This is a genomic window from Streptomyces sp. WP-1, assembly GCF_030450125.1.
GTDB lineage: Bacteria > Actinomycetota > Actinomycetes > Streptomycetales > Streptomycetaceae > Streptomyces > Streptomyces incarnatus.
This window is the reverse complement of the sequence record NZ_CP123923.1, coordinates 6,818,875-6,840,276: the sequence shown is the minus strand read 5'-3', so window position 1 is coordinate 6,840,276 and position 21,402 is coordinate 6,818,875. Positions and strand designations below refer to the sequence as shown.

23 protein-coding genes and 1 pseudogene are annotated in these 21,402 nt (G+C 72.0%); 14 read left to right on the top strand and 10 right to left on the bottom strand.

The features are described from left to right. Nucleotides 1-83 precede the first annotated feature (83 nt). From QHG49_RS30445 to QHG49_RS30435, 3 genes and pseudogenes are all read left to right on the top strand, one after another. Nucleotides 84-749, top strand: coding sequence for a TetR/AcrR family transcriptional regulator (locus tag QHG49_RS30445; RefSeq protein ID WP_301492966.1), 666 nt, complete (start codon nucleotides 84-86; stop codon nucleotides 747-749). 419 nt (nucleotides 750-1,168) lie between these two features. After that, nucleotides 1,169-1,544, top strand: a pseudogene (locus tag QHG49_RS30440) (glycosyltransferase); the annotation flags it as partial. Nucleotides 1,545-1,701: 157 nt separating this feature from the next. After that, nucleotides 1,702-1,836, top strand: coding sequence for a hypothetical protein (locus tag QHG49_RS30435; protein ID WP_301492022.1), 135 nt, complete (start codon nucleotides 1,702-1,704; stop codon nucleotides 1,834-1,836). Between the two features lie 228 nt (nucleotides 1,837-2,064). Here the strand turns inward: QHG49_RS30435 and QHG49_RS30430 are convergent, their stop codons facing one another. After that, on the bottom strand, nucleotides 2,065-2,217 hold the full coding sequence (locus QHG49_RS30430; RefSeq protein WP_301492021.1) for a hypothetical protein: 153 nt from the start codon (nucleotides 2,215-2,217) through the stop codon (nucleotides 2,065-2,067). A gap of 397 nt (nucleotides 2,218-2,614) precedes the next feature. Between QHG49_RS30430 and QHG49_RS30425 the strand changes: the two genes are divergently transcribed. The 5 genes from QHG49_RS30425 (at nucleotide 2,615) to QHG49_RS30405 (ending at nucleotide 7,176) form a co-directional block, all read left to right on the top strand. After that, nucleotides 2,615-3,592 carry a DUF4129 domain-containing protein gene (locus tag QHG49_RS30425; protein ID WP_236576219.1) on the top strand — a complete coding sequence of 326 codons (978 nt, stop codon included), beginning with the start codon at nucleotides 2,615-2,617 and terminating at the stop codon, nucleotides 3,590-3,592. A gap of 56 nt (nucleotides 3,593-3,648) precedes the next feature. Then, nucleotides 3,649-4,125 carry a hypothetical protein gene (locus QHG49_RS30420; protein WP_244320399.1) on the top strand — a complete coding sequence of 159 codons (477 nt, stop codon included), beginning with the start codon at nucleotides 3,649-3,651 and terminating at the stop codon, nucleotides 4,123-4,125. Between the two features lie 113 nt (nucleotides 4,126-4,238). Further along, entirely contained in the window at nucleotides 4,239-5,246 is a 1,008-nt protein-coding gene (locus tag QHG49_RS30415) for a MoxR family ATPase (protein WP_208764920.1), read from the top strand. Beyond that, the gene (locus QHG49_RS30410; protein ID WP_301492017.1) at nucleotides 5,243-6,589 is read left to right on the top strand and encodes a DUF58 domain-containing protein; all 1,347 of its coding nucleotides are present in this window, start codon (nucleotides 5,243-5,245) and stop codon (nucleotides 6,587-6,589) included. The genes QHG49_RS30415 and QHG49_RS30410 overlap by 4 nt, the downstream gene beginning before the upstream one ends. Beyond that, entirely contained in the window at nucleotides 6,586-7,176 is a 591-nt protein-coding gene (locus QHG49_RS30405; RefSeq protein ID WP_301492016.1) for a hypothetical protein, read from the top strand. The genes QHG49_RS30410 and QHG49_RS30405 overlap by 4 nt, the downstream gene beginning before the upstream one ends. A 70-nt stretch (nucleotides 7,177-7,246) precedes the next feature. Here the strand turns inward: QHG49_RS30405 and QHG49_RS30400 are convergent, their stop codons facing one another. Continuing rightward, nucleotides 7,247-7,801: a hypothetical protein gene (locus QHG49_RS30400; RefSeq protein WP_328707404.1), complete on the bottom strand. Its 555-nt coding sequence runs from the start codon at nucleotides 7,799-7,801 to the stop codon at nucleotides 7,247-7,249. A 313-nt stretch (nucleotides 7,802-8,114) separates the two neighbouring features. Beyond that, nucleotides 8,115-9,110, bottom strand: coding sequence for a hypothetical protein (locus tag QHG49_RS30395; RefSeq protein WP_244320397.1), 996 nt, complete (start codon nucleotides 9,108-9,110; stop codon nucleotides 8,115-8,117). 251 nt (nucleotides 9,111-9,361) lie between these two features. On the opposite strand from QHG49_RS30395, the gene QHG49_RS30390 reads away from it, so the two are divergent. The 3 genes from QHG49_RS30390 (at nucleotide 9,362) to QHG49_RS30380 (ending at nucleotide 11,190) form a co-directional block, all read left to right on the top strand. Beyond that, on the top strand, nucleotides 9,362-10,000 hold the full coding sequence (locus QHG49_RS30390) for a papain-like cysteine protease family protein (protein WP_301492013.1): 639 nt from the start codon (nucleotides 9,362-9,364) through the stop codon (nucleotides 9,998-10,000). A 5-nt stretch (nucleotides 10,001-10,005) separates the two neighbouring features. Then, complete coding sequence (locus QHG49_RS30385; RefSeq protein WP_301492011.1) at nucleotides 10,006-10,827, top strand: hypothetical protein; 822 nt, start codon at nucleotides 10,006-10,008, stop codon at nucleotides 10,825-10,827. 165 nt (nucleotides 10,828-10,992) lie between these two features. After that, nucleotides 10,993-11,190 (top strand): hypothetical protein, encoded by a 198-nt coding sequence (locus tag QHG49_RS30380; protein ID WP_301492010.1) that lies wholly within the window; start codon nucleotides 10,993-10,995, stop codon nucleotides 11,188-11,190. Between the two features lie 106 nt (nucleotides 11,191-11,296). On the opposite strand, the gene QHG49_RS30375 is transcribed toward QHG49_RS30380, so the two are convergent. Then, the gene (locus QHG49_RS30375) at nucleotides 11,297-13,132 is read right to left on the bottom strand and encodes a trypsin-like serine protease (protein WP_301492008.1); all 1,836 of its coding nucleotides are present in this window, start codon (nucleotides 13,130-13,132) and stop codon (nucleotides 11,297-11,299) included. 151 nt (nucleotides 13,133-13,283) lie between these two features. Between QHG49_RS30375 and QHG49_RS30370 the strand changes: the two genes are divergently transcribed. Then, complete coding sequence (locus QHG49_RS30370; protein WP_301492007.1) at nucleotides 13,284-14,189, top strand: hypothetical protein; 906 nt, start codon at nucleotides 13,284-13,286, stop codon at nucleotides 14,187-14,189. 1 nt (nucleotide 14,190) lies between these two features. On the opposite strand, the gene QHG49_RS30365 is transcribed toward QHG49_RS30370, so the two are convergent. Then, nucleotides 14,191-14,463: a hypothetical protein gene (locus QHG49_RS30365; RefSeq protein WP_201300511.1), complete on the bottom strand. Its 273-nt coding sequence runs from the start codon at nucleotides 14,461-14,463 to the stop codon at nucleotides 14,191-14,193. A gap of 304 nt (nucleotides 14,464-14,767) precedes the next feature. Here QHG49_RS30365 and QHG49_RS30360 point away from each other — a divergent pair, with 304 nt between their 5' ends. Then, the gene (locus QHG49_RS30360) at nucleotides 14,768-15,724 is read left to right on the top strand and encodes a helix-turn-helix transcriptional regulator (protein WP_244320394.1); all 957 of its coding nucleotides are present in this window, start codon (nucleotides 14,768-14,770) and stop codon (nucleotides 15,722-15,724) included. Nucleotides 15,725-15,745: 21 nt separating this feature from the next. Here QHG49_RS30360 and QHG49_RS30355 read toward each other — a convergent pair whose 3' ends face one another. Both QHG49_RS30355 and QHG49_RS30350 read right to left on the bottom strand, forming a co-directional pair. Further along, complete coding sequence (locus QHG49_RS30355) at nucleotides 15,746-16,567, bottom strand: SAM-dependent methyltransferase (RefSeq protein ID WP_301492965.1); 822 nt, start codon at nucleotides 16,565-16,567, stop codon at nucleotides 15,746-15,748. Nucleotides 16,568-16,846: 279 nt separating this feature from the next. Further along, the gene (locus QHG49_RS30350; protein WP_301492004.1) at nucleotides 16,847-17,071 is read right to left on the bottom strand and encodes a DUF397 domain-containing protein; all 225 of its coding nucleotides are present in this window, start codon (nucleotides 17,069-17,071) and stop codon (nucleotides 16,847-16,849) included. Nucleotides 17,072-17,595: 524 nt separating this feature from the next. Between QHG49_RS30350 and QHG49_RS30345 the strand changes: the two genes are divergently transcribed. Further along, nucleotides 17,596-17,901: a helix-turn-helix transcriptional regulator gene (locus tag QHG49_RS30345; protein WP_301492003.1), complete on the top strand. Its 306-nt coding sequence runs from the start codon at nucleotides 17,596-17,598 to the stop codon at nucleotides 17,899-17,901. 431 nt (nucleotides 17,902-18,332) lie between these two features. Here the strand turns inward: QHG49_RS30345 and QHG49_RS30340 are convergent, their stop codons facing one another. The 3 genes from QHG49_RS30340 to dnaK form a co-directional block, all read right to left on the bottom strand. Then, nucleotides 18,333-18,692, bottom strand: coding sequence for a hypothetical protein (locus QHG49_RS30340; protein ID WP_301492002.1), 360 nt, complete (start codon nucleotides 18,690-18,692; stop codon nucleotides 18,333-18,335). Between the two features lie 161 nt (nucleotides 18,693-18,853). Then, nucleotides 18,854-19,366, bottom strand: coding sequence for a nucleotide exchange factor GrpE (gene grpE / locus QHG49_RS30335; RefSeq protein ID WP_301492001.1), 513 nt, complete (start codon nucleotides 19,364-19,366; stop codon nucleotides 18,854-18,856). A gap of 2 nt (nucleotides 19,367-19,368) precedes the next feature. Then, nucleotides 19,369-21,273: a molecular chaperone DnaK gene (gene dnaK / locus QHG49_RS30330; protein ID WP_301492000.1), complete on the bottom strand. Its 1,905-nt coding sequence runs from the start codon at nucleotides 21,271-21,273 to the stop codon at nucleotides 19,369-19,371. Nucleotides 21,274-21,402: the final 129 nt, after the last annotated feature.

The window sequence follows — 21,402 nt, the reverse complement described above, 5'->3', positions numbered from 1 at the left end:
CGAAGGTATCTTGTGCCGGTGACACTAAAGTACTCCCGGTACATTGTCAACGTACCGGGGGTACTTAAGCTAGGCTGGTGATCGTGACTTTCCAGCGGGCGCGAACCGAAGAGCAGCGGGAGATGCGCCGACGGGCGATCCTCGACACGGCGTCGGCCATGCTCGACGAGATGCCTGTGGCCGCGGTCACCCTGAACGAGCTCAGCCGCCGGGTAGGGCTGGCGAAGCCGAACGTGCTGCGCTACTTCGAGTCTCGCGAGGCGGTGCTGCTAGAACTGCTGGACCACTTCCTGCAGGAGTGGCTGAAGGAACTGGCAGGCGAGTTGGCGGCCGGCATCGACGGGAATCTGCCCATGTCCGAGCGAGCGGCAGCGGTGGCCGAGATCCTTAGCCGCTCACTCTCCGGCCGAGTGGTGCTGTGCGACCTCTTCGGCGCACAGGGCAGTGTCCTGGAACACAACGTCTCCGTCGAGGTCGTAGCACGCTACAAGCGCGCCTCCCTGGACCGCCTGACAACCATGACCGCCCTGATCCAGAAGTACCTGCCGGAGCTGGGCGAGAACGCAACACTGTTCAGCCTGCAAACCATGGTCATGGCCGGCGCGCTGTCGGCGTACAGCACACCCCCACCCAGCCTGCAGGCGGCCTACCGGGCCGAGCCCGACCTGGCCCGCTTCCACTTGGAGTTGAAGGACTCCTTGAAGCTGGCCCTGACAGCAACCCTCCTGGGCGCGCTACCCCGCAGCTGACGCGCGTCGCACGGTCCGGCGATCTTCGCTCCGATCGCGCCCATATACCGCTCGAGGTCACCGAATCCGACGCCCTCCGGCGTCAGCCCTTCGTGCTCCAGCCACCGAAGGTGATCGACGAGCAGGTAGGCGTACGTCCGGTCCGACTGCGTACAGGCGTAGCCAGCCAAGTACCGGTCCGCACCGCCGTGCACTCCTCGCACCGAGTCGAAGATCGCGTACGCCTCACGGCCATCGCCGTGCCGCCCGGTCTGGACTCTGAGCTGCCCAACCGACAGCGTCCGCACCACAGTTCCTCCGAGCCGACCCGTCCACCGACATGGCGAACATCACGGCTATAGTCGGCAAACGAGCACGTGACGTACACGGTCACTGGCTCGGCGAACATCCCGAACAACCCTCGCCCCGGCCGGAAGACCGACGGGTCGACCACCTTGTGGCGCTGCCCCACGCCGCCCGGCCGGCACGAGGCCGGTCACGTGTGGACGTACTGGAAGTCGCCGGCGGACACCATCCCTATCGGGCCGACCACGATCCTCGCCCGCACCGACGTCGTGCGCGCCGCCCCGATGGGCGGCCTCCTCCAGGGCGAGGACTACTGCGCGGCCCTCGGCGTCACCGCTCTCGCCCCCGGGATCCTGCTGCCGGTCCCCGTGCAGGTACCGCAAGTGGGCCGGGCAGATGACGGCCCAGGTCGGATACGACCAGCTGGAGGCGGCATCCCGCGAGCACGCCCGGGCGTACGGGCGCAGCCTGCGGGCCGTCCTGCGCGGCGAGGACCCGGTCCATGGCTGAGGCGCAGATCCTCCTGTCGCACAGCCGGGAGTCCGGGATCGTGGCCGTCGCATAGGGCGAGCAGTACCGGTGGGCGCACACCGCCCTCGCGGCGAGCGGCTTCCAACGGGACGACGACGGCGTCCGGCACCTGCCCGCGGACGCCACCCAGACCACGGTGGTCAGCCTGCTCAAGCGCGCGAAGCGGCACCGCACCAGTGTGAACATGAGCAGCCGCCGGTTCATCGGCGACGCCGCCCGCGATCTCGCGCGTCTCCTGCCCGGCCAGTGGCACACTTCGGTCGAGGTCTAAGCGCACCCCACCTGCCAGGAGGACCTGGTCCCCTGGATCTGGGACAGCGGCGAACTCGGCCGCGCCGTCCGCAGTGAGCGGATCCCCTGCGCCGCGCTCCCTTGAGGACGTCCGTCAGCCCCCCCTCCCCCCCGGCCTGCGGCGGCAGATCCTCGGCCGCAGGCGTGGGGCTTCCCGTCATCCTGCCGACGGCTTCGTGGGCGGTGCGGAGGCAGGTGTAGTCACCGATCACCCGGTACCAATGAGGTCGCCGTCCGGGCCGCCGACCTTCAGGGCCGTACCGACGAGGTCCTTCACACCGGACTCCTCGATCGGCTTCGTCGACTCTACGGTGAACTTGATCTTCGCCCCGCTGAGCAGTTCGGCGGCCTCGTCCGGCATCTCCATCTCCTCGCCGGGCTCGGGCCGGGACCCGGCGTCCAGGGCCTTCAGGGACGCGGCGTCGGTGTTCAGGTCGAGTTCGAAGGAGACCGACTTCTCCTCGCCGAGCTTGTCGAAGGCTCGGTCGAGCTTCTTGCCGGCGGAGAGCTGCTCGACCGTGCCGCAGGCCGTGGCCCCCGCGAGGACGACACCGGTGACGGCGACGGCGACGGCGACGGCGACGACGGACAGGGTCCTGTGTTTGGCGCTGATGATGTTCTCCTCGGGGTCCGATCACGACGTGATCGAACAGGGAACTCACATCCTGTTAATTCACATCCTGTTCACAAGGTTGTCCCGTCTCGCGAACCAGGCGGACGGTATGCCAAGCTGCCGATCACACGGGAGGGGTGCAGCGGTGGGGCGGGAGCATACGGCGGGGGCGGGCGGGCGACGGCGGTACGGCACGATCGGCGCCGCACAGGTCGCGTTGATGGTGCTGGTGGTGGGCGGAACGGTCCTGGCAGCGCTGCTGCTGCGCCCTGACACGGACCTGTCGGCCAAGGGGCGCGGGCCGCTCGGCGGAAACGCCGTCCTGGTGGGCGGCCTCGCCCTGCTGGCGTTCCTCGGCGGCCTGGCGCTGCGCGAGAAGTACCGGGGGCAGGTGCGCACCGCCCGGAATCTCAGCCCGGTGGAGCAGCGGCTGTCCGACGGAGTGAGCCGGGTGCTGCCGGCCGCGTCGCTGGTCGTACCGCTGCTCGTCCTGGCCCTGCACCGCTTCGGTCTCTCCGGCAGCGGCCCCGCGACCGACCACGGAAGCAGCCACGAGCCGTCAGCGACCCCCAGCCCGGGGCAAGTCCCGGTAGCCACCCTGCCGACCGTGGAGCGCGCCGACCACGGCACGCGCTTCGGGCTCACGCCCCTCCTGCTCGGCCTCGGCATCACCCTGTTCGTCGTGGTCGCCGTGCTCGCCGGGCTGTACCTGCGACGGCATCTGACCCGGCCGCCGGTGCTCGAACCCCCCGCGCCGTCCGGTGACGAGCGGGAACGCCTGACGAGGGCCGTGGACTCCGGGCGCCGTGCGCTGCTGGGCGGAACCGGCGCCCGCGCGGCCGTCATCGCCTGCTACGCCTCCATGGAGGAGTCGCTCGCCGCCTCCGGAGTCGCCCGGCGTGCCTCGGACAGCCCGCAGGACCTGCTGGAGCGGGCCGTCGCGGGCGGCCTGCCCGCGCGGGAGGCCGTCGTCGAGCTCACCGCCCTGTTCCGCGAGGCGCGTTACTCCACGCACCCGATGGACGACGGCCACCGCGACCGGGCCGCCGCGGCGCTCGCCGAGATCGCCGACGGTCTGCGCTCGCGGGCGTCCGGGCCCGAGGCCGTGGCGGGTGACTCGTGAAGGTGCCCGCGCGGATACGGGCCTTCGTCGGCTCCATGGCCGGGAGGCCCGGGTCAATGCGGCACTCGCTCGTCGTCCTGAGCGGCGTCGCGGTCGCGGCCGAGGTGCTGCTCGCCCTGGCCGACGGCGCCGCGGCGGCCGTCACCGGCTTCGCCCTCATCGTCGCGGCGGCGCTGGTCCTGGTGCGCCATGCCGCGGGCGGCGGCGCCCAGGACAGCGACCACCGCAAGCGGGTACGCCTGCTCGGCAGCCACGCCCCGGCGCTCGGCGGGTGGCGGCGCATCGTGGCCAAGACCCTCGCGGACGACAGCGAGGTTCATCTGCGCACCGTCATGAGGCCGCAGTTGCAGCGGCTGTTTGCCGCCCGGCTGGCCGAGCGGCACGGCGTGCTGATGCACCGGAACCCGCAGCGGGCCCGGGCGCTGGTCGGCGCCGAGCTGTGGCCGTGGATCGACCCCGGGGCGAGCGCTCCGCAGCCCACGCTCCCCGAGCCCGTCCTGCGCTCCCTGCTGGACCGTCTGGAAGCCCTGTGACCCGTGGCGCCGCGGCCGACCCCGCGCCCCGCGCGCCCTCTCCCGCCTCGTCCCTGTCCCTGTCCCTGTCCCCGTTCCCGTCCCGTCCCGTCCCGTCCCGTGAGGATCCGACCGTGACCAGCACGCAGCCCATCCCGGACCACGACACCCTGACTCCTCGGCAGGCGGGTGAAACGGCCGCGGCCGTGCTCGACGAGATCGGCACCGCCGTGGTCGGCAAGCCGGAGCCCCTGGCGCTGGTGATGCTCGGCGTCCTCGCCGGCGGTCACGTCCTCATCGAGGACCTGCCGGGACTCGGGAAGACGCTGCTGGCCCGCTCCTTCGCCACCGCTCTCGGCCTGGACTTCCGCCGTATCCAGTTCACCCCCGACCTGCTGCCCTCCGATGTCACCGGCGCTCCGTTCTACGACCAGCGGACCGCCGACATGGTCTTCCGGCCCGGCCCGGTCTTCACCCATCTGCTGCTCGCCGACGAGATCAACCGCACCCCGCCCAAGACCCAGGCCGCGCTGCTGGAGGCGATGGCCGAGTCCCAGGTGTCCGTCGACGGGAGCACCCGGCCGCTGCCGGATCCCTTCGTGGTCGTCGCCACCGCGAACCCCATCGAGTACGAGGGCACGTACACCCTGCCCGAGGCGCAGCTCGACCGGTTTCTGCTGCGGGTGCGGATGGGTTACCTGACGGCGGCCCAGGAGACCGGGATGCTGCGCGCGCGTGTCGACCGGGCGGCGCCCGAGGCGGTGGTGCGCCGGCTCAGCGGGCCGGGCGGGGTGCTGGCCATGCGGGCCGCCGTCGAACGCGTCGAGGTGGACGACGATCTGCTGGAGTACGTCGTCGCGCTGGTCGGCGCCACCCGGGACCACCCGCACATCCAGGTCGGTGCCTCGCCGCGCGGCGGCCTGGCCCTGGTGCAGCTCGCCCGCGCCCGTGCCGTCCTGGACCTGCGCGACTACGCGACCCCGGAGGACGTCAAGTCCGTGGCGGTACCGGCCCTCGCGCACCGCGTCACCCTCAAACCGGAGCTGTGGGTACGGCAGATCGACGGCGACGACGTGATCCGGGAGATCGTGCAGTCCGTGCCCGCCCCGCAGACCCTGCCGCGCACGCCGGTCGGGTCATGACGGAGCCGGAGGACAACGGCAGGGGGGCCGCCGCCGTCCAGCGGGCCCTGGACGGCCGCCCGGACATGACCGCCGAGCCCCCGCCACCGCCCCCGCCCGGCTGGCGTGCCGGTGAACGCGCGCTGCGGTTCGGCACGTTGGCCGTCGTCGCGCTGGTCGCCGCGCTGGTCACCGGGCGCCCGTGGGTGCTCGCGCTCGCGGCCGCGCCCCTGGTGCTGCTCGTCCTCGCCCTGCCGAGCGGGCCGCGCCCGGACACGGTGACCGCCGAGGCCGAGGTGGCGCCGCGGCGGTGCTTCGAGGGAGAGCGGGTGACGGTGCGGATCGCGGTGGCCTGCGACGGCGAGACCGGCCGCCTCGACCCCGGCGTCACCCTCGGCCACGGGGTACGGCTCGACCGTCTGGCGGTCGGCCCGCGCCACATCGATCTCGTGCTGACCGCGCGGCGCTGGGGCCGCTGGACGCTCGGCACGGTCGATGTCGATGTCTACGACCGCGGTGGGCTGGCCCGGCGCACCGTCCGGGTCGGACTCGGCGAGGTCGCCGTCTTCCCGCTGCCCGGGCACGCCTCTCTGACGCCCATCCCGGTCCGGCTGCCGCAGCGGCTCGGTGAGCACACCGCCGCGCAGCGCGGCGAGGGCATCGAGGTCACCGGCGTACACCCGTATGCGCGCGGCGAGCGGCAGCGGCGGATCCACTGGCCGGCCACCACCCGGCGCGGCACCTTGCAGGTCCACCAGTTCGCGGCGGAGCGCACCGCCGACACCGTGGTGCTGCTGGACGTGCTCGCCGACGTGGTCGACCCGGTGACCGGCGCGTCCTCGCTCGACGAGACCTTCCGGGCCGCCGCCGGGCTGGTCCGCGCCTATCTGGGCGCCCACGACCGGGTCGGCGTCGTATCGGTCGGCGGCGCGACCCGCTGGCTGCAACCGGGCGGCGGCCAGGGGCACTTCTACCGCATCGTGGAGAGTGTGCTGGACGTCCGCAAGGACGCCGCGTACCGCACGGAGGGGATCGGTCTGCTCCCGCCGCCCGCGTTGCCGCGCGGAGCGCTGGTGTACGTCATCACGCCGCTGACCGACCAGCGGATCCTCGACGTCCTGCACCAGGTGCGCGGCCGAACCAACCCGATGGTCGTGGTCGAGATCCCGACCGGCGAACCGGCCCCGGAACCCGGCGACACCGAGGGCGAGCTCGCGCTGCGGCTGTGGCGGGCCGACCGCGACGCGATGCGGTTCGCGCTGGTGGAACGCGGCATCGCGGTCGTCGCCCACCGGCCCGGCGAGAGCCTCGATCTGGCCCTCGCGCCGCTGCTGCGCACCCGCATCCACGGGGGGACCCGATGACCACCACCGCCCCCACCCGCGCCACCCGCGCCACCCGCCGCGCCGCCCTGCCCATGGCGCGTCTCACCTCCCGGATCACCGACCGCCTGCTCGGCACGGCCCTTGTCGTCGCCGCCTGCGATCCGCCGGCCGTCCTGCACGCGTCATGGCTGGTCGTGGCGCTGGTCCTGGGGGCGGCGGGGGCCGCGTGGTGGGCCGCTCCGATGGTCGACGCGCGCCCCGTCCTGACCTCCATGCGCTGGCGCGCCGTCGCGGCCCGCCGCAGGACGACCGTGCTGCCGGCCGTGACGATCGCGGTCGCGGCGGCCACCGGCCCCGCGGTCTGGCTGGTCGTCTGCGTCGCCGCCCTGCTGATCGCCTATCTGCTGGTCACCGACGCGTGGACGGTCGGTGTCACCGCCCCGCCCGGCCGGCCCCGGGCGACGCCCGCGCTGACCGCGGCCGCCGCGACCGCGGTGGTGCTGCTCGCCGCGCAGGCTCCGGTCGCGGGCACCGTGTGGGCGCGTCTGCTCGCCTCACTCGCCGTCGCCGCGACCGCGGTCTGCCTGGTGCTGGCGCTGCGCACCCGCCGACGCCCGTCCGGCTGACCGCCGCGGCCGGTCGGCTCGGCGGTCAGCCGGACGGGCGCCCAGGGCCTCGCGCTCCCCTGACTCGGCGTCAGGCGCTCAGGTGATCCCGGTCCCCCATCACCACGACGGGGTGCAGGCGGGGATTCAGGGTGCGCAGCAGGGTCTTCATCCCGGACTCGGGAACGGTGACACAGGCGGACGTGCCGTCACCGTGGTCCAGGTGCAGCCATATGCCGCCGCCCTTCTCCACTCCCTCGGGGCGGCTCCAGTCGAACGGCGCGACGCCCTTGAGCCGGTTGTAGTCGATGGCGATGACGTAGTCGAAGTCGTGGGCGTGTTCGTCGCCCTCCTCCGTCATGGCCGCGTAGGCGTTGTCGTCGTACCAGTAGGGCAGGCGGCTGCCGGGGTCCTGGAGCGAACCTCCCGCGTCCGTCAGGGAGAACGCGCCGATGGGGCTGCGCTCGTCGTCCAGGTGGTGGTCGGTGGTCCAGCCCTCCCTGCCGTTGTGCGCGGGCCAGGTACCCCTGAGTTTCCAGGCGGTGCCCTGCCTCTCGTAGAGCACGACGGTGCTCTCGGCGGAGTCGTGGTCGTCGCCGTAGACGACCACCGCCTGGCGGCTGCCGGCCGGGACACGCTTCGACATGCGACTTCCGACGCCCGGAAGGCGGGGCGCCGCTTCGGGGTTGAGGGAACCGGACGCCACCGGGTCGTTGCGGCCCGGCGCTCCGGCGTGGCTCCAGTGGCCGCCCTCTCCGGCGCACGCCGCGGTGCCGGCCAGCAGCACACCGCAGGCGAGGGCCACGGGTATGACACGACGGGTTCCTCGGCGTCGCGCCGGCACAGGACGGGTCCGTACGACAGTAGATATCCGCATGATCAGGATGCTGCGGCGCACGACCGGGGCGTGCATCCGCAGACGGCATCCGGCCTAACAGACGCCGAAGGTCCGACAGACCCTAGTCCCACTCCCAGGCGATGCCGAGCACGCCGGGGCGTATCTCCTGTTCCACGAGGTGGACCGAGCCGTGGGCGTTGAGGGTCAGGTCGGTGAGCGACGTGCGGGGGGCGGTCGCCGAGGGGCGGGTGAAGCGGCGGCAGTGGACGGGGAGGGCGGCGCGGTCGAAGCCGATCTGCAGGGTGTACTGGCCGCCGCCGTAGGTGAAGCCGCGCACGTACTCCTCGCTGGGCGCGCCGGTTCCGTCCTCGAAGCGGTACCCGAGGACGGCCGTCTCGCCGGTTCTCAGCCGTGCGTCGAAGAGCAGCTCGACGACGACCATCCCCGAGGCGTCGTCGCGCCGGGTCCGCCCGACCCGGCAGTTGCCGAGGCCGCGCACCCGGACCCGCTCCGTGTCGCAGCCCGGGTCGCCGAGGTGGATGGCGAGATAGCGGTCGACGCCGTCGCGGTGGGCCCGTACGACATGGTGCGAGTCCCGCGCGAGCAGTTCCCGGCTCGCGCCGATGTGCACGTGTTCGTAGTGGATGACGGTGTGCAGCCCGCCGTCCTGCGGTGCGGCGAGGCTCGCCAGCAGCGATTCGAGGGCGGCGGCGGATTCGATGAGGGCGCGGTACGGGCGGGCCGGGGGGCGGTCGCCGTTGGCCGGCGGGCCTATCAGGCGGGTGAGCGCGTGGGGGGGCAGCTCCAGGACCTCTTCGAGCACGGTGACGGCGCGCAGCGACTCGGGCCGGTCGGGCCGCCGTAATCCGCGCTGCCAGTAGCTGAGGCTGGTCACCCCGACCCGGATGCCCCGCTGGGCGAGCCGGTGCTGCACCCGGTGCAGGGCCAGGCCGCGCGCGGCGAGCGCGGCCCGGAGCGCGACGGCGAACGGGCCGGTGCGCAGGGCCTCGGCAAGCTCGGACTCGGGGGTGGAGCGCGGGGCGGGGCGGCGGGCCGGGCCGAGGGCCGGCTCACCGGAGCGGGGGGTGACATGGCGATCGGCGCCGCGTGCTGTCATCGGGGCTCTTCCCTCTCCCGCCCCGTGACCGTCTCGCGGTGAACGTTCACTTCCCCCTACCGGCACGGGGTGTTGCCTGCGGGCCGCCACCTGCCGAAACCGCGGGGGCGTTCACAACCGTACGCGCGGAGTTTACTTCACGGCCGGGCCGCGGCGGAGGGCGTTGACCGGGGCCCGGCAGGTGATCAAAGCTGCTGTCGCAGCGTCCGGACGCGCACCGCCCCTCCCCCACCTCGACCGGGAGCACCGCCATGTCCAACTCCGACCGGGGCCGTATACGGCTGGCGTCATGGGCCTTCACGGCCGTCGCCTTCCTGACGCCCGTACTCCTGCCGGCGGCCACCGCGCACGCCGTGCCCGACTCCGTTCAGCAGGCGGCTCCTCGGGCCGCCGCCCGTCCCACGGCCGCCGCCGCGAAGCGTCTGAACATCACCATGCAGGCGCAGCAGAACAGCAATTGGTGCTGGGCGGCGAGCGGCAACACCATCGCCTCGTGGTTCGGGCGCGACTACAACCAGAACCAGTTCTGCGACGCCGCGTTCGGCCGCCCCCAGGGCAGCGTCTGCGGCAACTGGCAGGCCGCGCTGAACAATGTGCAGAACGCCCTCGACTGGATGGGCATCAACCCCGGTACGTACGTGCGGGGTTATCTGCGCTACGCCACCGTGCAGAAGGAGATCGACGCCGGCCGCCCCGTCGAGACACGCATCGAGTGGAGCTCCGGGGGCGGGCACATGCATGTGCTCTACGGCTACGACGCCTCCAGCGGACTGGTCTACTGGGGCGATCCCTGGCCCTCCAACTCCCGCTACAACTGGGCGGATTACGACTACTACGCGGACAACAACTCGTTCACGTGGACGCATTCGCTCTACGGGATCGGAGCGTGACCCCCATGACCTCGACCCGCACGAGGACGGCCGCCGCCGCACTGCTCGCCGCCACGGCCCTCGGCGCACTCGCCCCCGCCGCCGCCCACGCGGCCTCCGGCCCGGCCGCCTTCCCCGCGCCCTTCACCACCGCGGCCACCGCCCAGGCGCGCGAGGCGGCGTCCAGCCCCGCCACCCTCCACACGCTCTCGCGCTTCTTCGCCCGCAGCGGCGCCCTCAAGGCGGACGCGGCCCGCCCGCGCCTGGCCGGGCCCTCGGTGACCGTCTACTCCCTCACCCCCGGGTTCGTCGCCGGCACCCCGGGCGCTCCCGTCGCCGCCCCGCGGTTCGTCGCGAGCAAGGCGGTCTCCGCCGACGGCCAGGTCGCCTCCCTGTGGACCGTACGGACGACGCAGGGCTGGAAGGTCGTCAACATCGCGACCGGCGGTGACGAGACCGACTACGTCGGCAAGGCGCACGGCCGTGGCACCGTCTTCCAGGAACCGCAGATCGACGCCTGGTACGTGGTGCGCGACGGCCGCGTGCTGCCGCTCGACCCCGACGCGCGCCGCGCCGTGGGCAAGGGCGGTGTCTCCCTCGCCGCATATCAGCGCCTGGTCCACAAGAAGTACGGCGACAAGCTGCCCGGCTCCGCCTACGACCGCGCGGGCAAGGGCGGCGGTTACGACGGCACCCCCGCGCCCCCGTCCGCCTCCTCGGCCCACGCGGCCACCGCCACCACGTCGACGGCCTTCGCCGCGGCGGGGGCCGCCACGGCTGCCGCGGCCGTGCTCGCGATCGGCCTCCGCCTCCGCCGCACCCGGCGCGCGCGCCGCGTCGCGGTGTGACCGAGGGCTGACGGTCCGGACCGGGATCCGGTCAGGGGCGGGGACCGGCACCGGGACGCTCAGGCGCTCCGGTTCCGGTCCCCGCCCCTCCGGTTCCCGCCCCTCCGGTTCCCGCCCGAGGCGCGGCCCGCCACCCGCCGCGGGGCCGACGCGCAGCTGCGGCCGGTGACCTGGTCCGACAGGGCGCTCGCGTCGGCCGCCGGCATGGCACAGGTCCGCCACCAGATGTGCCGCATCGCGCGCGGAAGCCGCCCCACGCCCCGCACCCACCCGGCCGTCGCCCTCATCTCCGAGCAGCGCACGCAGCGGCGGCCCCTGCGCCGCTACCGCGCCTGGCTGTCCGCGTCACAGGGCGCCGCGTAGTGGTACCACCGCGCCGCCCGCCCCAGGGTGCCTTCGTACGACGCGCATGGCCGACGGCGGTCCTGGGTGGCGGCGGCAGGGCTGGGCGGTGGTCCGCCCCGTTCGCTCAGGAGGTCGGGGCGACGAGCATGTGCTCGGTGCCCAGGGCGCTGCCCGGGGTGTCGGTGTACATCGTGGTCTCGCCGTCGGACCAGCGGATGACGAGGTCGTCGGTCCGGCCGTTCCCGGTGAAGTCGCCGGTGGTCATGATGTCGCCGTGGGTCCACACCCCGTTGGGGTTCTGGATGCGCCGCTCGGCGCCGAGGCCGGACGTGGTGGTGCCGGGGTAGTTGTCGAGTTCGCCGTCGGACCAGCGGACCATGAGGTCCCACTTCTGGTTGCCGGAGAACTCGCCGCTGGTGAGCAGGGTGGCGTTCTTCCAGGTGCTGTTGGGGGCCTTGAGCCGGTGTTCCTTGCCGAAGGTGCCGGCGCCGACGCCGGTGTAGAGGGTCAGTTCACCGTCGGACCAGCGGACGATCAGGTCGGTGACGTACGGGGACGCGGCGAAGCGGCCGGCGCTGATCTGGACGGCGTTCTTCCAGGTACCGCCGGGTTTGCTCATCAGGGTGCCGGCCCGGTTCAGTCCCTTGGCGCCGACATCGCCGTACAGCGTGACCCCGCCGTCCTTCCAGCGGACCAGCAGGTCGAACTGGTCGGTCCCGGTGAAGTCGCCCGCCGTGATGGTCTGCGCGTTCTTCCAGGTGCTGTTGGGCGCCATCAGCCGCCGCTCGGTGCCGTAGCCACCGTGTCCGTCGCCGGGGTACAGCGTGACCTCGCCGTCGGTCCAGGCCACGATCATGTCGCTGTGGCCGGTCCCCCGGAAGTCGCCGGAGGCCATCAGCGCGGCCTTCCTCCAGGTGCTCGCCGATCCGGGCAGCCAGGGGTCCGTCGACCCGGCGTAAGGGGGTGTCTTGCCCAACTGCTGGTGGGCGGCGGCGTGTTGGAAGAGGTTCTGGGCGTCCTTGCCGTAGACCGGGGCGTACGTCACCCAGTCGTCGTCGGCGTCGTTGCCGCCGCCGTTGTATCCGCCGGTGTTGCCGATGACGTCGCCCTTGCCCGTGGCGCTGTCGTAGCCCTCGATCCAAGGGCCGCCGGAGACACCGCCGTAGAAGCCCTTGCAGGTCATCCGCATCTGCCGGAACCCGGGCAGCTGGGAGGTCGTGACAGGGCAACGGATCGGCTGATGCTGGGGGTTGACGCCGCCGGAGCCGGGATAGCCGAGGACGGTGACCTTGTGGGTGTAGCCGCTCGTGGGGGTGAAGGTGAGGGCGCCCGTGGCGTCCTCCACCTCGCCGCCGCTGTTGGCGTCGACCTGGGCGAAGGACAGGTCGAGGTCGGAGGCCGCCGACTTGGTGTTCGCCGTGTAGCGGGGGTCCGTGTAGACCTGGAGCACCGGGAACACGCCGAACGGCTGCTGGGCGGCGCTCTTGCCGCTGCGGTACTGCGGGACGAAGACGCGGTGCGTGGCCTTGCTCAGGCCGATGCCGCAGTGTCCGGCGGTCAGCACGATGTCCTTGGCGGCCGTGTGCACGACGCTGCCCGTGCAGTAGGTGTCGCCGCCGAGCGGCTTGCCGTCGAAGAAGAAGGTGCCGACCATCGGGTGGCCCGCGAAGTGCTCGGGCGCGGGCGTGCCGGACGGCGGCGGGGCGTGGCCGGCGGCCCGTTGTGCGCCGATGCCGTGCCGCGGGGCGGCCGGGGCCGAGGGCCCGTCGGCCGGGACCGCGTTCTCCATCCGGTCCGCCGTCCAGTACTTCTCCTCGCCGACGAGGCTCGGCCCGTTCGGGGTGGCCGCGGGGGCCGTGGGCCGGGCGGTCTCCGTCGAGGAAGCCGGGGCGGCACCGAATATTCCCGCGCCCAGTCCGAGCGCGAGCACCGGAACCCATCTGTAGCTGGAACGCACCACGGTGTCTTTCCGTCTTGGAGGAAGCCGAACGGTGAGCGATACCGGACCGTTGACATCACATCTATCGCACATACGTTCGTCACGAAGAGGATCAGCATACCGACCGGCGATGCCGACCGACACGGCGTCAGAAGACAGACAGGCACAGGCGATGGACAGACTCCGCGGGGCCGCCTGGGCGGCCCTCCCCCTCCTGCTGCCCTTGCTCGCGGCCGGGCCCGCCTGGGCCTCGCCGTCGACGTCATCGCTCACGTACGGCGGCGTCGTGGCGGTGCGGCCCGGCGACACGCTGACGGTCGACGCCCGGTCCGGCGAGGCCGCGTACGGCGACACCCTGCACTCGTCCGCGTTCCTCGCGACGGGCAGGCTGCGCATGATGGATCCGCTGCTGACCGCCACCGTCACCGTCGCCTGTGACGTCCGGCCCGGCACCTTCCCGGTCGTACGGCGCGGCGCGGGCGACGTGGGCCCGGACGAGCATCCGTTCCGCTGGGCGCGGGTGCGGGTGCGGCCGGTCGGCGAGGACGCGCGCCGGGCCTGCCGCGACAAGGTGAAGCAGCTGCCCGCGCCGAAGATGGAGGAGCGCTGGGCTCCGGACTCCACCTGGCCCCAGTCGGAATGGGACGTGCGGACCTTCCGGGCCGGCAGCCATGTCACCGTCACCGACAACGACGACGAGGGCGCGGACGGTGACATCCGCCTCACCTCCCGCGCGTTCGCCGACCGCCCCGTCCTGCGCGGCGCCAGAGCCGTCCTGACCGCCACCGCCACCCTCAAGTGCGCTGCCGCGCCCGGCCTTTACGTCGTCTACCGGCACGATGCCGGTCAGAGCGGTCCGGACCGGCCATGGGCGCGCCTGCGCGTCACCCCCGCCTCCTCCGGGAAATCCTGCTCCACCGGTCAGGCGGCAGCCGGTTCCACCCGGACGTCCCGCACCGCGGTGGTGGCCTGGACGGCGGGCGGTGCCTTCCTCGCCGCCGCGGCGGGCACGGCACTCTTCCGACGGGCCCGGCTCCGCCGCCTGCGGCAGGCAGAGGCGAAGGTTCCGGGCGAGTGACTCAGCGAGGCGCGTACGCCACCCGCTCGAACGGCCACGCGCGCTCCAGCCGGTCGCTGACGACGCGATGGAGGCCGGCGTCGAGGCAGGCATGGCTCGCCCGGACCCAGGAGCGGACGTCGGTCACGCCGGGGTCCTGGCGCGCGCCGTGGATGTGGACGCAGCCGACGACATCGCCCTCGGGGACCGACAGGACGGTGTAGGTGAAGCCGGCGCGGCGTTCGAAGTCCTCGGCGTGCCTGCGCAGGTCGTCGAGGTCGGCCTCCAGGGACATGCCCTCCGGCGGGGGGCCACGAGTGGCCGGGCAGGTGAGGTCGTCGCGGGAGGGTACCTCCGGGCCCCCGCCGATCTCCCGCCAATTTCCGCCGACCCCCCGGTGCGCCAACTCCCGCCAGGGGCCGCCACGTTGACCCCTGAGGCGGCCGCGTCTTCTCCTGGTGAGTGTCCGTAACGGGCCGTACGCGGGTCGGCATCCGTGCCGATATGGGTTTTCCCGTGATTCGGTCTCCGTGAGGCGCGAGGCTGTGCACTATGGGTCCCCGCGGGGCAGGGGTGCGGGCAGAGACGAGGAGGAAACGTTGGTCAGGCGGATAGCAGGGCTCCCGGGGCCGGCCGAGAACGAGGGCGGCAGGGACAAGCCGGGCCGCCGGGGCACCGTGCGCTATCTCAAGGACGAGGCCGTTCCGTCCGCGCCCCGGATGCTGCTCGGGCACGCGTTACGGAGCCGGCGTCACGATCTCGGGCTGAAGCAGGAGGAGGTGGCGCGCCGGATGGGCTGCTCCTCCTCGAAGCTCAGCCGGATCGAGAGCGGCATGCACCACTTCAAGGAGAAGGACCTGCTGCGGCTCTTCGCGGTGTACGAGATCGGGAGCGAGGAGGAACAGGACGTCCTCCTCGAACTCGCCGAGAGCGCCAACCAGCCGACGTGGTGGCAGGAATGGTCGACCGTCGCGCAGCCGTACCTCCAGGCGGTGATCAGCTTCGAGGACATGGCGACGCGCATCAAGGCGTACAGCAGTGATCTGCTGCACGGCCTGGCGCAGACACCGGCGTACGCCGAGGCGCTGATCCGGCGCGGCCGTGGTGAGCGCGAGACCCACGACGCACTGCTGGAGCTGCGCAAGGAGCGCCAGGCGAGGTTCGAGGCCGCCGCGGGCAAGAAGCTGATCATCGTGGTGCACGTGGCCGCGCTGCTCAATCGCGTCGGCTCCCCGGAGATCATGGCCGACCAGATGGAGCATCTGGCCGGCCTGTCCGAGCGACGCAACTACCAGCTGCGACTGGTCGATCCGGCGCACCACTACAACCTGCCGGTCGAGCTCGGCACCACGACGATCTTCGATTTCGAGGGCCGGGTGCCGAAGGTCGCCTACGCGGAGAACCTGGACGGCTGTCTGTTCATCCAGGACGAGGATCTCCTGGACCACCGTGAGGTCGTCTTCGACGAGCTGCGGTTCAAGGGGCTGGGACCGGACGCGGCGCGGCGCAAGCTCAATGATCTGGCACGCATGTACCGGCGGCTGGGAACCACTTGACGTGCGCGCGCGCCGCGTCGGTCACGGTTTGCGGGCGACGCCGGTGTAGAGGGACACCTGCCGTTCGCTGAGGACCCCGGGTCCGCTGCCGGGCCGCGGATGCCAGTGGTGGGCGAGAACCACGCCCGGGTCGACCAGTTCGAGGCCGTCGAAGAAGCGCAGCACCTCCGTCCGGCCGCGCACCTGGACGGAGGTGCCGGCCTCCGCGTACGTGTCGATGATGGCCTGCCAGGCCTCCGGGTCGAACTCCCCGGTGCAGTGGCTCAGGCTCAAGTACGAGCCGGAGGGCAGGGGTTCCAGGAGGCGCCTGACGATCTCGTACGGCTTCTGGGAGTCCGTGACGAAGTGCATCAGGGCGTGCAGGCTGAGGGCGACCGGGAGTTCGGGGTCGAGGATGCCGCGTTCCCTTACGGCGGCCCAGACTTCGTCCGGCTCGGTCGCGCTGGCCTGGACGTAGGCCGTCCGCCCCTGCGGGGTTCCGTCGAGGAGTTCGTCGGCGTAGACGAGGACGATGGGATCGTTGTCGACGTAGACGACCCGGCTGTCGGGGGCGACTTCCTGGGCCACGTCATGGAGGTTGGGCGAGGTGGGGATGCCGGTCCCCACGTCGATGAACTGCCGGATCCCCTGTTCCGCGAGGTAGCGGACGGCCCGGTGCATATAGGCCCGGTTGACCTTCGCGACGGTCTCGATCGCCGGGAAGACCCGGATCACCTCTTGGGCGGCCTCCCGGTCCACGACGTAATTCGTTTTCCCGCCGAGGTAGTAGTCGTACATGCGTGCACTGTGGGCCCTGTCCTGCCCTAAGTCCGTGTTCGTACCGTCCTGTCCTTGTCCAGGCACAGGCTGTCCCGCCACGGCACACCCCCAGGTATCCGCTGATCATCCGCCCCCTCGGGGACGGAATGCACTTGCATTATCCCTATGCATACTGGCCTGTTACCGGTGATGTCCAGAGCTGCTCGATTTCTTTGATGGAGTGTCAGAACTCCTTCACGCCTGGACGGTTCACCCCGGGCCGGGAGCCGGGAGCCGAGAGCCGCGAGGGCTTCGGCGGCCGGGCGCGCCGTCCGCGGATGCGGACGGTGCGCCCGGCGTCGGCTGTCGTCGGCTGTCGTCGCCTCAGATGTCGCCGTGGCGTACGGCGGTCACGAAGGCGGCCGCCGCGGCCGTGGAGACCTCCACCACACGGCCCGCGCGGACCTTCGAGTCGTCGAAGAGCACCTGCGCGCCCGACGGCTGTGCGACTTCGACGCACTCCCCTTCCGGATAACTGTGCGAACTCTTGCGCCACACCACACCGGCGTCGTCCGCGTCCTGCCGTGACACATACATCGACTTCCTCACCGAACTTCCTCCTACGGTGAACGAACACCCCGTCGTCGAGATGCAATTGCATCTCGTCCGGCCAGATCAGGATCGCCACGGACCCGGCGATGTATGCGTGCTTAAGGCAACAATGTCTCGATTCAACCCTTGCTCGCGCATGCAAGTGCAGCTGTGGGACCACCGGTTCATCGCACCGCCGAATGGCGTCCCGACCGGGGCGGCGAGGCGTCGGCGGCAATTCGCACGCGGACGCCGGAACGTTTGTCGTGCGACAGCCCGAGTACGGCTTTCAGCAGGGGTGATGAACAAAGTCGGCAGCCCCCTGTGCCCGTCATGTGAATCGAACGACGCGCATCCGGTCGCGTGCGGCCGAGGGCCGCTGAACAGGGGTTGCCGAGGCTCTGGGCGGACTCCGGGTGGAGAAAGGGGAAGATGTGGCGCCTTTCCGCGCCTAGCGTCATTCCCGCACCAGTCCGAACACCTCCCCTGACCGAGCTCCAGGCATGAACCAGCACGTCCCCAGAGCCCAGCGGAGCCCAGCAATGTCCGATACACGCAATCGCCCGCTGACGGGTCCCACGCACATCGGTGTCGTCCTCGAACGAGTGCGCAGGCAAGCGGGCGTCCAGCACGAGATATTGGCGCACCGGACCGGGGTCGGCGCCGACTACCTCGCCCGCGTCCTCGGCGGCGCCTGCTTCCCGCCCCGCCGCTTCATCCTCCTGTACGCCCGCACCTGCGGCGCCGATCCCCAAGTCCTGCTGAGGGTCTGGGAGGACGAACACGAACGCCTCTCCACGGGGCCGGACCAGGGGCGCGGGGGGCGCCCGCCCTCAAGAGGCGCCTGACGGCCGTCGTCCTCTGTCGCCGCTACGACGCGAGCCCTGCGGTCTCGGCCGGGTCGCGACGGCGGCGGGCCGCCGGGCCCTTGCATCGGGGGCCTGTACGGCAGCCGGGCGGGACCTCGTCCCGGTACCGCCCCGCCGGGACGAGAGTTCATGCGGGCGACCGGCACACGACGGCCGGGACATGGCGGCCGGGACATGGCGGCCGGGACATGCCGGCAGACGACGGCCGGAACATGACGGCGGGGGCACGACCGCCGACGTCGACACCCGGTCCGGCCCCGCGACCGGGCCGGTGGCTCCTACCGGTCTGCCTGCCGCGCCTCGCCCCTTCCCGCCACGAAAAAGGCCCCGCCCCCTGCCAGCCCCGCCCCTCCCCGCCAGGAGAAAGGCCCCGCCCCTCTCCTCCATGAGAAGGCCCCGCCTCACCGACATCACACCGCCGCGGTCGCGGAGAGCAGGTTGGTGACGAACAGGGTCCAGGTCGGGGCGTCGGTGGCGAGGCAGGCGACCAGGGCGGCCGGCATGGCGGCCGACCAGATGGCCGCGGGGACGGCCGTACGGGACTGGCCGTAGCGGTCGACGAGGCGGCCGAGGAGCGGGACGGTGATCAGGGTGGCGGCGAGGGCGGAGCCGCCCACGGCGCCGGCCAGCCCGTAGGAGTGGCGCAGGGCGGCGGTCATCACCACGGTGCCGACGCCGGACATGGACAGGGCGAGCCGGGCCAGGAAGCCGGTGGTGGTGAAGCCGACGCTCCCCTTGGCGGAGAACAGGCGGCGGTACGGGGCGAACATGCGGGGCTCTCTCCGTCGCGGGGCTGTGGCAACCGGGCGCGCGGAAGAGGGGCGGGTGTGCGCTGGTCGTCGCCAACGCCCGGGTCGGGGGTGGGAGTTGAGGGTAGTGCCCGGTTTCGCGTACCACCGCCCAATTGCGGCGCGTCGACCGTCTCGTCTCTCTACGTCGAGGGCTTCGACGTGGGGAAGCCCTGACCGGTGCGGTCGCCCGAGTGGTCCGGTGGCGGGCCGGTCACCTCCACCGCGGCCGGGCGCAGCAGGAGCGGACCCGCGCGGTAGCCGGAACGCAGGATCTTGGTGCAGGTCAACTCGCCCGCGTCCGGGGCGACATGGTGGACGAGGGCGTCATGCCGCTCCGGGTCGAAGTGCTCGCCCTCGCCTCCGAGGGGTTCCAGGCCCAGGGCGCCCGGCTGGGTGCGCAGGGTGTCGGCGATGTCCGCGAGGCCGGGGGCGAGGGGCTCGTGGGCGCAGGTGCGCTCGACGGCGTCCAGGACGGGCAGGAGGGTGCGCAGGACGTCGGCCGCGGTGATCTCCCGTTCGACAGCCCGGTCCCCACGCACCCGCTTGCCGTAGTTGTCGTACTCGGCCTTCACCCGCTGGAAGTCGGCCGTGCGCTCCCGGACCAGGCACCGCGGCCGTGCGGGGTCCGTGTCCGGGAGCCGGGCCTCGTCCATCGTCAGCCCGCCTCGGGCCTGTCGTCGTCGACGATCTCGGCGTCCACCACCTCGTCGTCCTCCGGGGCGGACCCAGCGGACGCCGACCCAGCGGACGCCGAGCCGCCACCCGCCGCGCCCGCTGCCGTACCCGCGCGCTGCTCGCCCCGCTCGCGCGACTGCTCGTACAGCGCCGTGCCGATCTTCTGGGCGGACTGGGCGACTTGGTCGGTGGCCTGGCGGAGGGCGGCGGTGTCCGTGTTCTCGTCCTTGAGCCTCGCCTTCAGCTCGGCGAGCGCCGCCTCGGTCTCGTGCCGCGCCTCGGCGGAGATCCGCTCGGGGTTGTCGCCGATGAGCTTCTCGGTCTGGTAGACGAGCTGTTCGGCCTGGTTGCGGGTCTCGGCGGCCTCGCGGCGCTGCCGGTCGTCCTCGGCGTGCTGCTCGGCCTCACGGACCATGCGGTCGATGTCGTTCTTCGGCAGCGCGGAGCCGCCGGTGACGGTCATCCTCTGTTCCCTGCCGGTGCCGAGGTCCTTCGCGGAGACGTGCATGATGCCGTTGGCGTCGATGTCGAAGGCGACCTCGATCTGCGGGACCCCGCGCGGTGCGGGCGGCAGACCGGTCAGCTCGAACATGCCGAGCCTCTTGTTGTACGCCGCGATCTCGCGCTCGCCCTGGAAGACCTGGATCTGCACGGACGGCTGGTTGTCCTCGGCCGTGGTGAAGATCTCGGAGCGCTTGGTCGGGATCGTGGTGTTGCGCTCGATCAGCTTGGTCATGATGCCGCCCTTGGTCTCGATACCGAGGGACAGCGGGGTGACGTCGAGCAGCAGGACGTCCTTGACCTCGCCCTTGAGGACACCGGCCTGGAGCGAGGCGCCGATGGCGACGACCTCGTCCGGGTTGACGCCCTTGTTGGCCTCCTTGCCGGTCAGCTCGTTCACCAGGCCGGGGACGGCGGGCATCCGGGTGGAGCCGCCCACCATGACCACATGGTCGATGTCGGACACCTCGATCCCGGCGTCCTTGATCGCGTTGTGGAACGGCGCCTTGCAGCGGTCCAGCAGGTCGGCGGTCAGCTGTTCGAACTGGGCGCGGGTCAGCTTCTCGTCCAGGTGCAGCGGGCCCTCGGCGGACGCCGTGATGTAGGGCAGGTTGATCGTGGTCTCCGAGGAGCTGGACAGCTCGATCTTCGCCTTCTCGGCCGCCTCCCGCAGCCGCTGCACGGCCATCTTGTCCTTGCCCAGATCGACGCCGTAGTGGTTCTTGAACTGCTGCACCAGGTGGTCCACGACGCGCTGGTCCCAGTCGTCGCCGCCCAGGTGCGTGTCGCCGTTGGTGGCCTTGACCTCGATGACGCCGTCGCCCATCTCCAGCAGGGACACGTCGAAGGTGCCGCCGCCGAGGTCGAAGACGAGGACCGTCTGGTCGTTCCCCTTGTCCAGGCCGTACGCGAGCGCGGCGGCGGTCGGCTCGTTGATGATCCGCATGACGTTCAGGCCGGCGATCTCCCCGGCCTCCTTCGTCGCCTGCCGCTGGGCGTCGTCGAAGTAGGCCGGGACGGTGATCACCGCGTCCGTGACGTCCTCGCCGAGGTACGCCTCCGCGTCCCGCTTCAGCTTCTGGAGCACCCGCGCGGAGATCTCCTGGGCGGTGTAGTGCTTGCCGTCGATGTCGCTCTGGTCGGGGAAGCGCCAGGAGTGATCGCCCATGTACCGCTTGACCGAGCGCGCGGTGCGCTCCACGTTGGTCACGGCCTGCCGTTTGGCGACCTCGCCGACCAGCACCTCGCCGTTCCTGGCGAACGCCACGACCGACGGAGTGGTCCGCGCGCCCTCCGTGTTGGTGATGACGGTGGGTTCGCCGCCCTCCAGGACCGAGACCACCGAGTTCGTCGTCCCGAGGTCGATTCCGACCGAACGCGCCATGGTGAATCCTCCCTTGCCGGCTGCTCCCCCACCCGTGTTCCCCGGTCCTCCTCGCCTATAGAGGTTTGGCTGCGTCCTGCCCGCCACAGAGGTGCGGCTGCGTCCTGCCCGCAGAGCCTGCCTCTTGCC

Coding starts and splice junctions, on each gene's coding strand:
- QHG49_RS30430 (WP_301492021.1), bottom strand. CDS start 2,217: ATGCCGGACGAGGCCGCCGAACTGCTCAGCGGGGCGAAGATCAAGTTC.
- QHG49_RS30420 (WP_244320399.1), top strand. CDS start 3,649: ATGCGGCACTCGCTCGTCGTCCTGAGCGGCGTCGCGGTCGCGGCCGAG.
- QHG49_RS30410 (WP_301492017.1), top strand. CDS start 5,243: ATGACGGAGCCGGAGGACAACGGCAGGGGGGCCGCCGCCGTCCAGCGG.
- QHG49_RS30405 (WP_301492016.1), top strand. CDS start 6,586: ATGACCACCACCGCCCCCACCCGCGCCACCCGCGCCACCCGCCGCGCC.
- QHG49_RS30400 (WP_328707404.1), bottom strand. CDS start 7,801: ATGTCGAAGCGTGTCCCGGCCGGCAGCCGCCAGGCGGTGGTCGTCTAC.
- QHG49_RS30395 (WP_244320397.1), bottom strand. CDS start 9,110: ATGACAGCACGCGGCGCCGATCGCCATGTCACCCCCCGCTCCGGTGAG.
- QHG49_RS30390 (WP_301492013.1), top strand. CDS start 9,362: ATGTCCAACTCCGACCGGGGCCGTATACGGCTGGCGTCATGGGCCTTC.
- QHG49_RS30385 (WP_301492011.1), top strand. CDS start 10,006: ATGACCTCGACCCGCACGAGGACGGCCGCCGCCGCACTGCTCGCCGCC.
- QHG49_RS30370 (WP_301492007.1), top strand. CDS start 13,284: ATGGACAGACTCCGCGGGGCCGCCTGGGCGGCCCTCCCCCTCCTGCTG.
- QHG49_RS30365 (WP_201300511.1), bottom strand. CDS start 14,463: ATGTCCCTGGAGGCCGACCTCGACGACCTGCGCAGGCACGCCGAGGAC.
- QHG49_RS30345 (WP_301492003.1), top strand. CDS start 17,596: ATGTCCGATACACGCAATCGCCCGCTGACGGGTCCCACGCACATCGGT.
- QHG49_RS30340 (WP_301492002.1), bottom strand. CDS start 18,692: ATGTTCGCCCCGTACCGCCGCCTGTTCTCCGCCAAGGGGAGCGTCGGC.
- grpE (WP_301492001.1), bottom strand. CDS start 19,366: ATGGACGAGGCCCGGCTCCCGGACACGGACCCCGCACGGCCGCGGTGC.
- dnaK (WP_301492000.1), bottom strand. CDS start 21,273: ATGGCGCGTTCGGTCGGAATCGACCTCGGGACGACGAACTCGGTGGTC.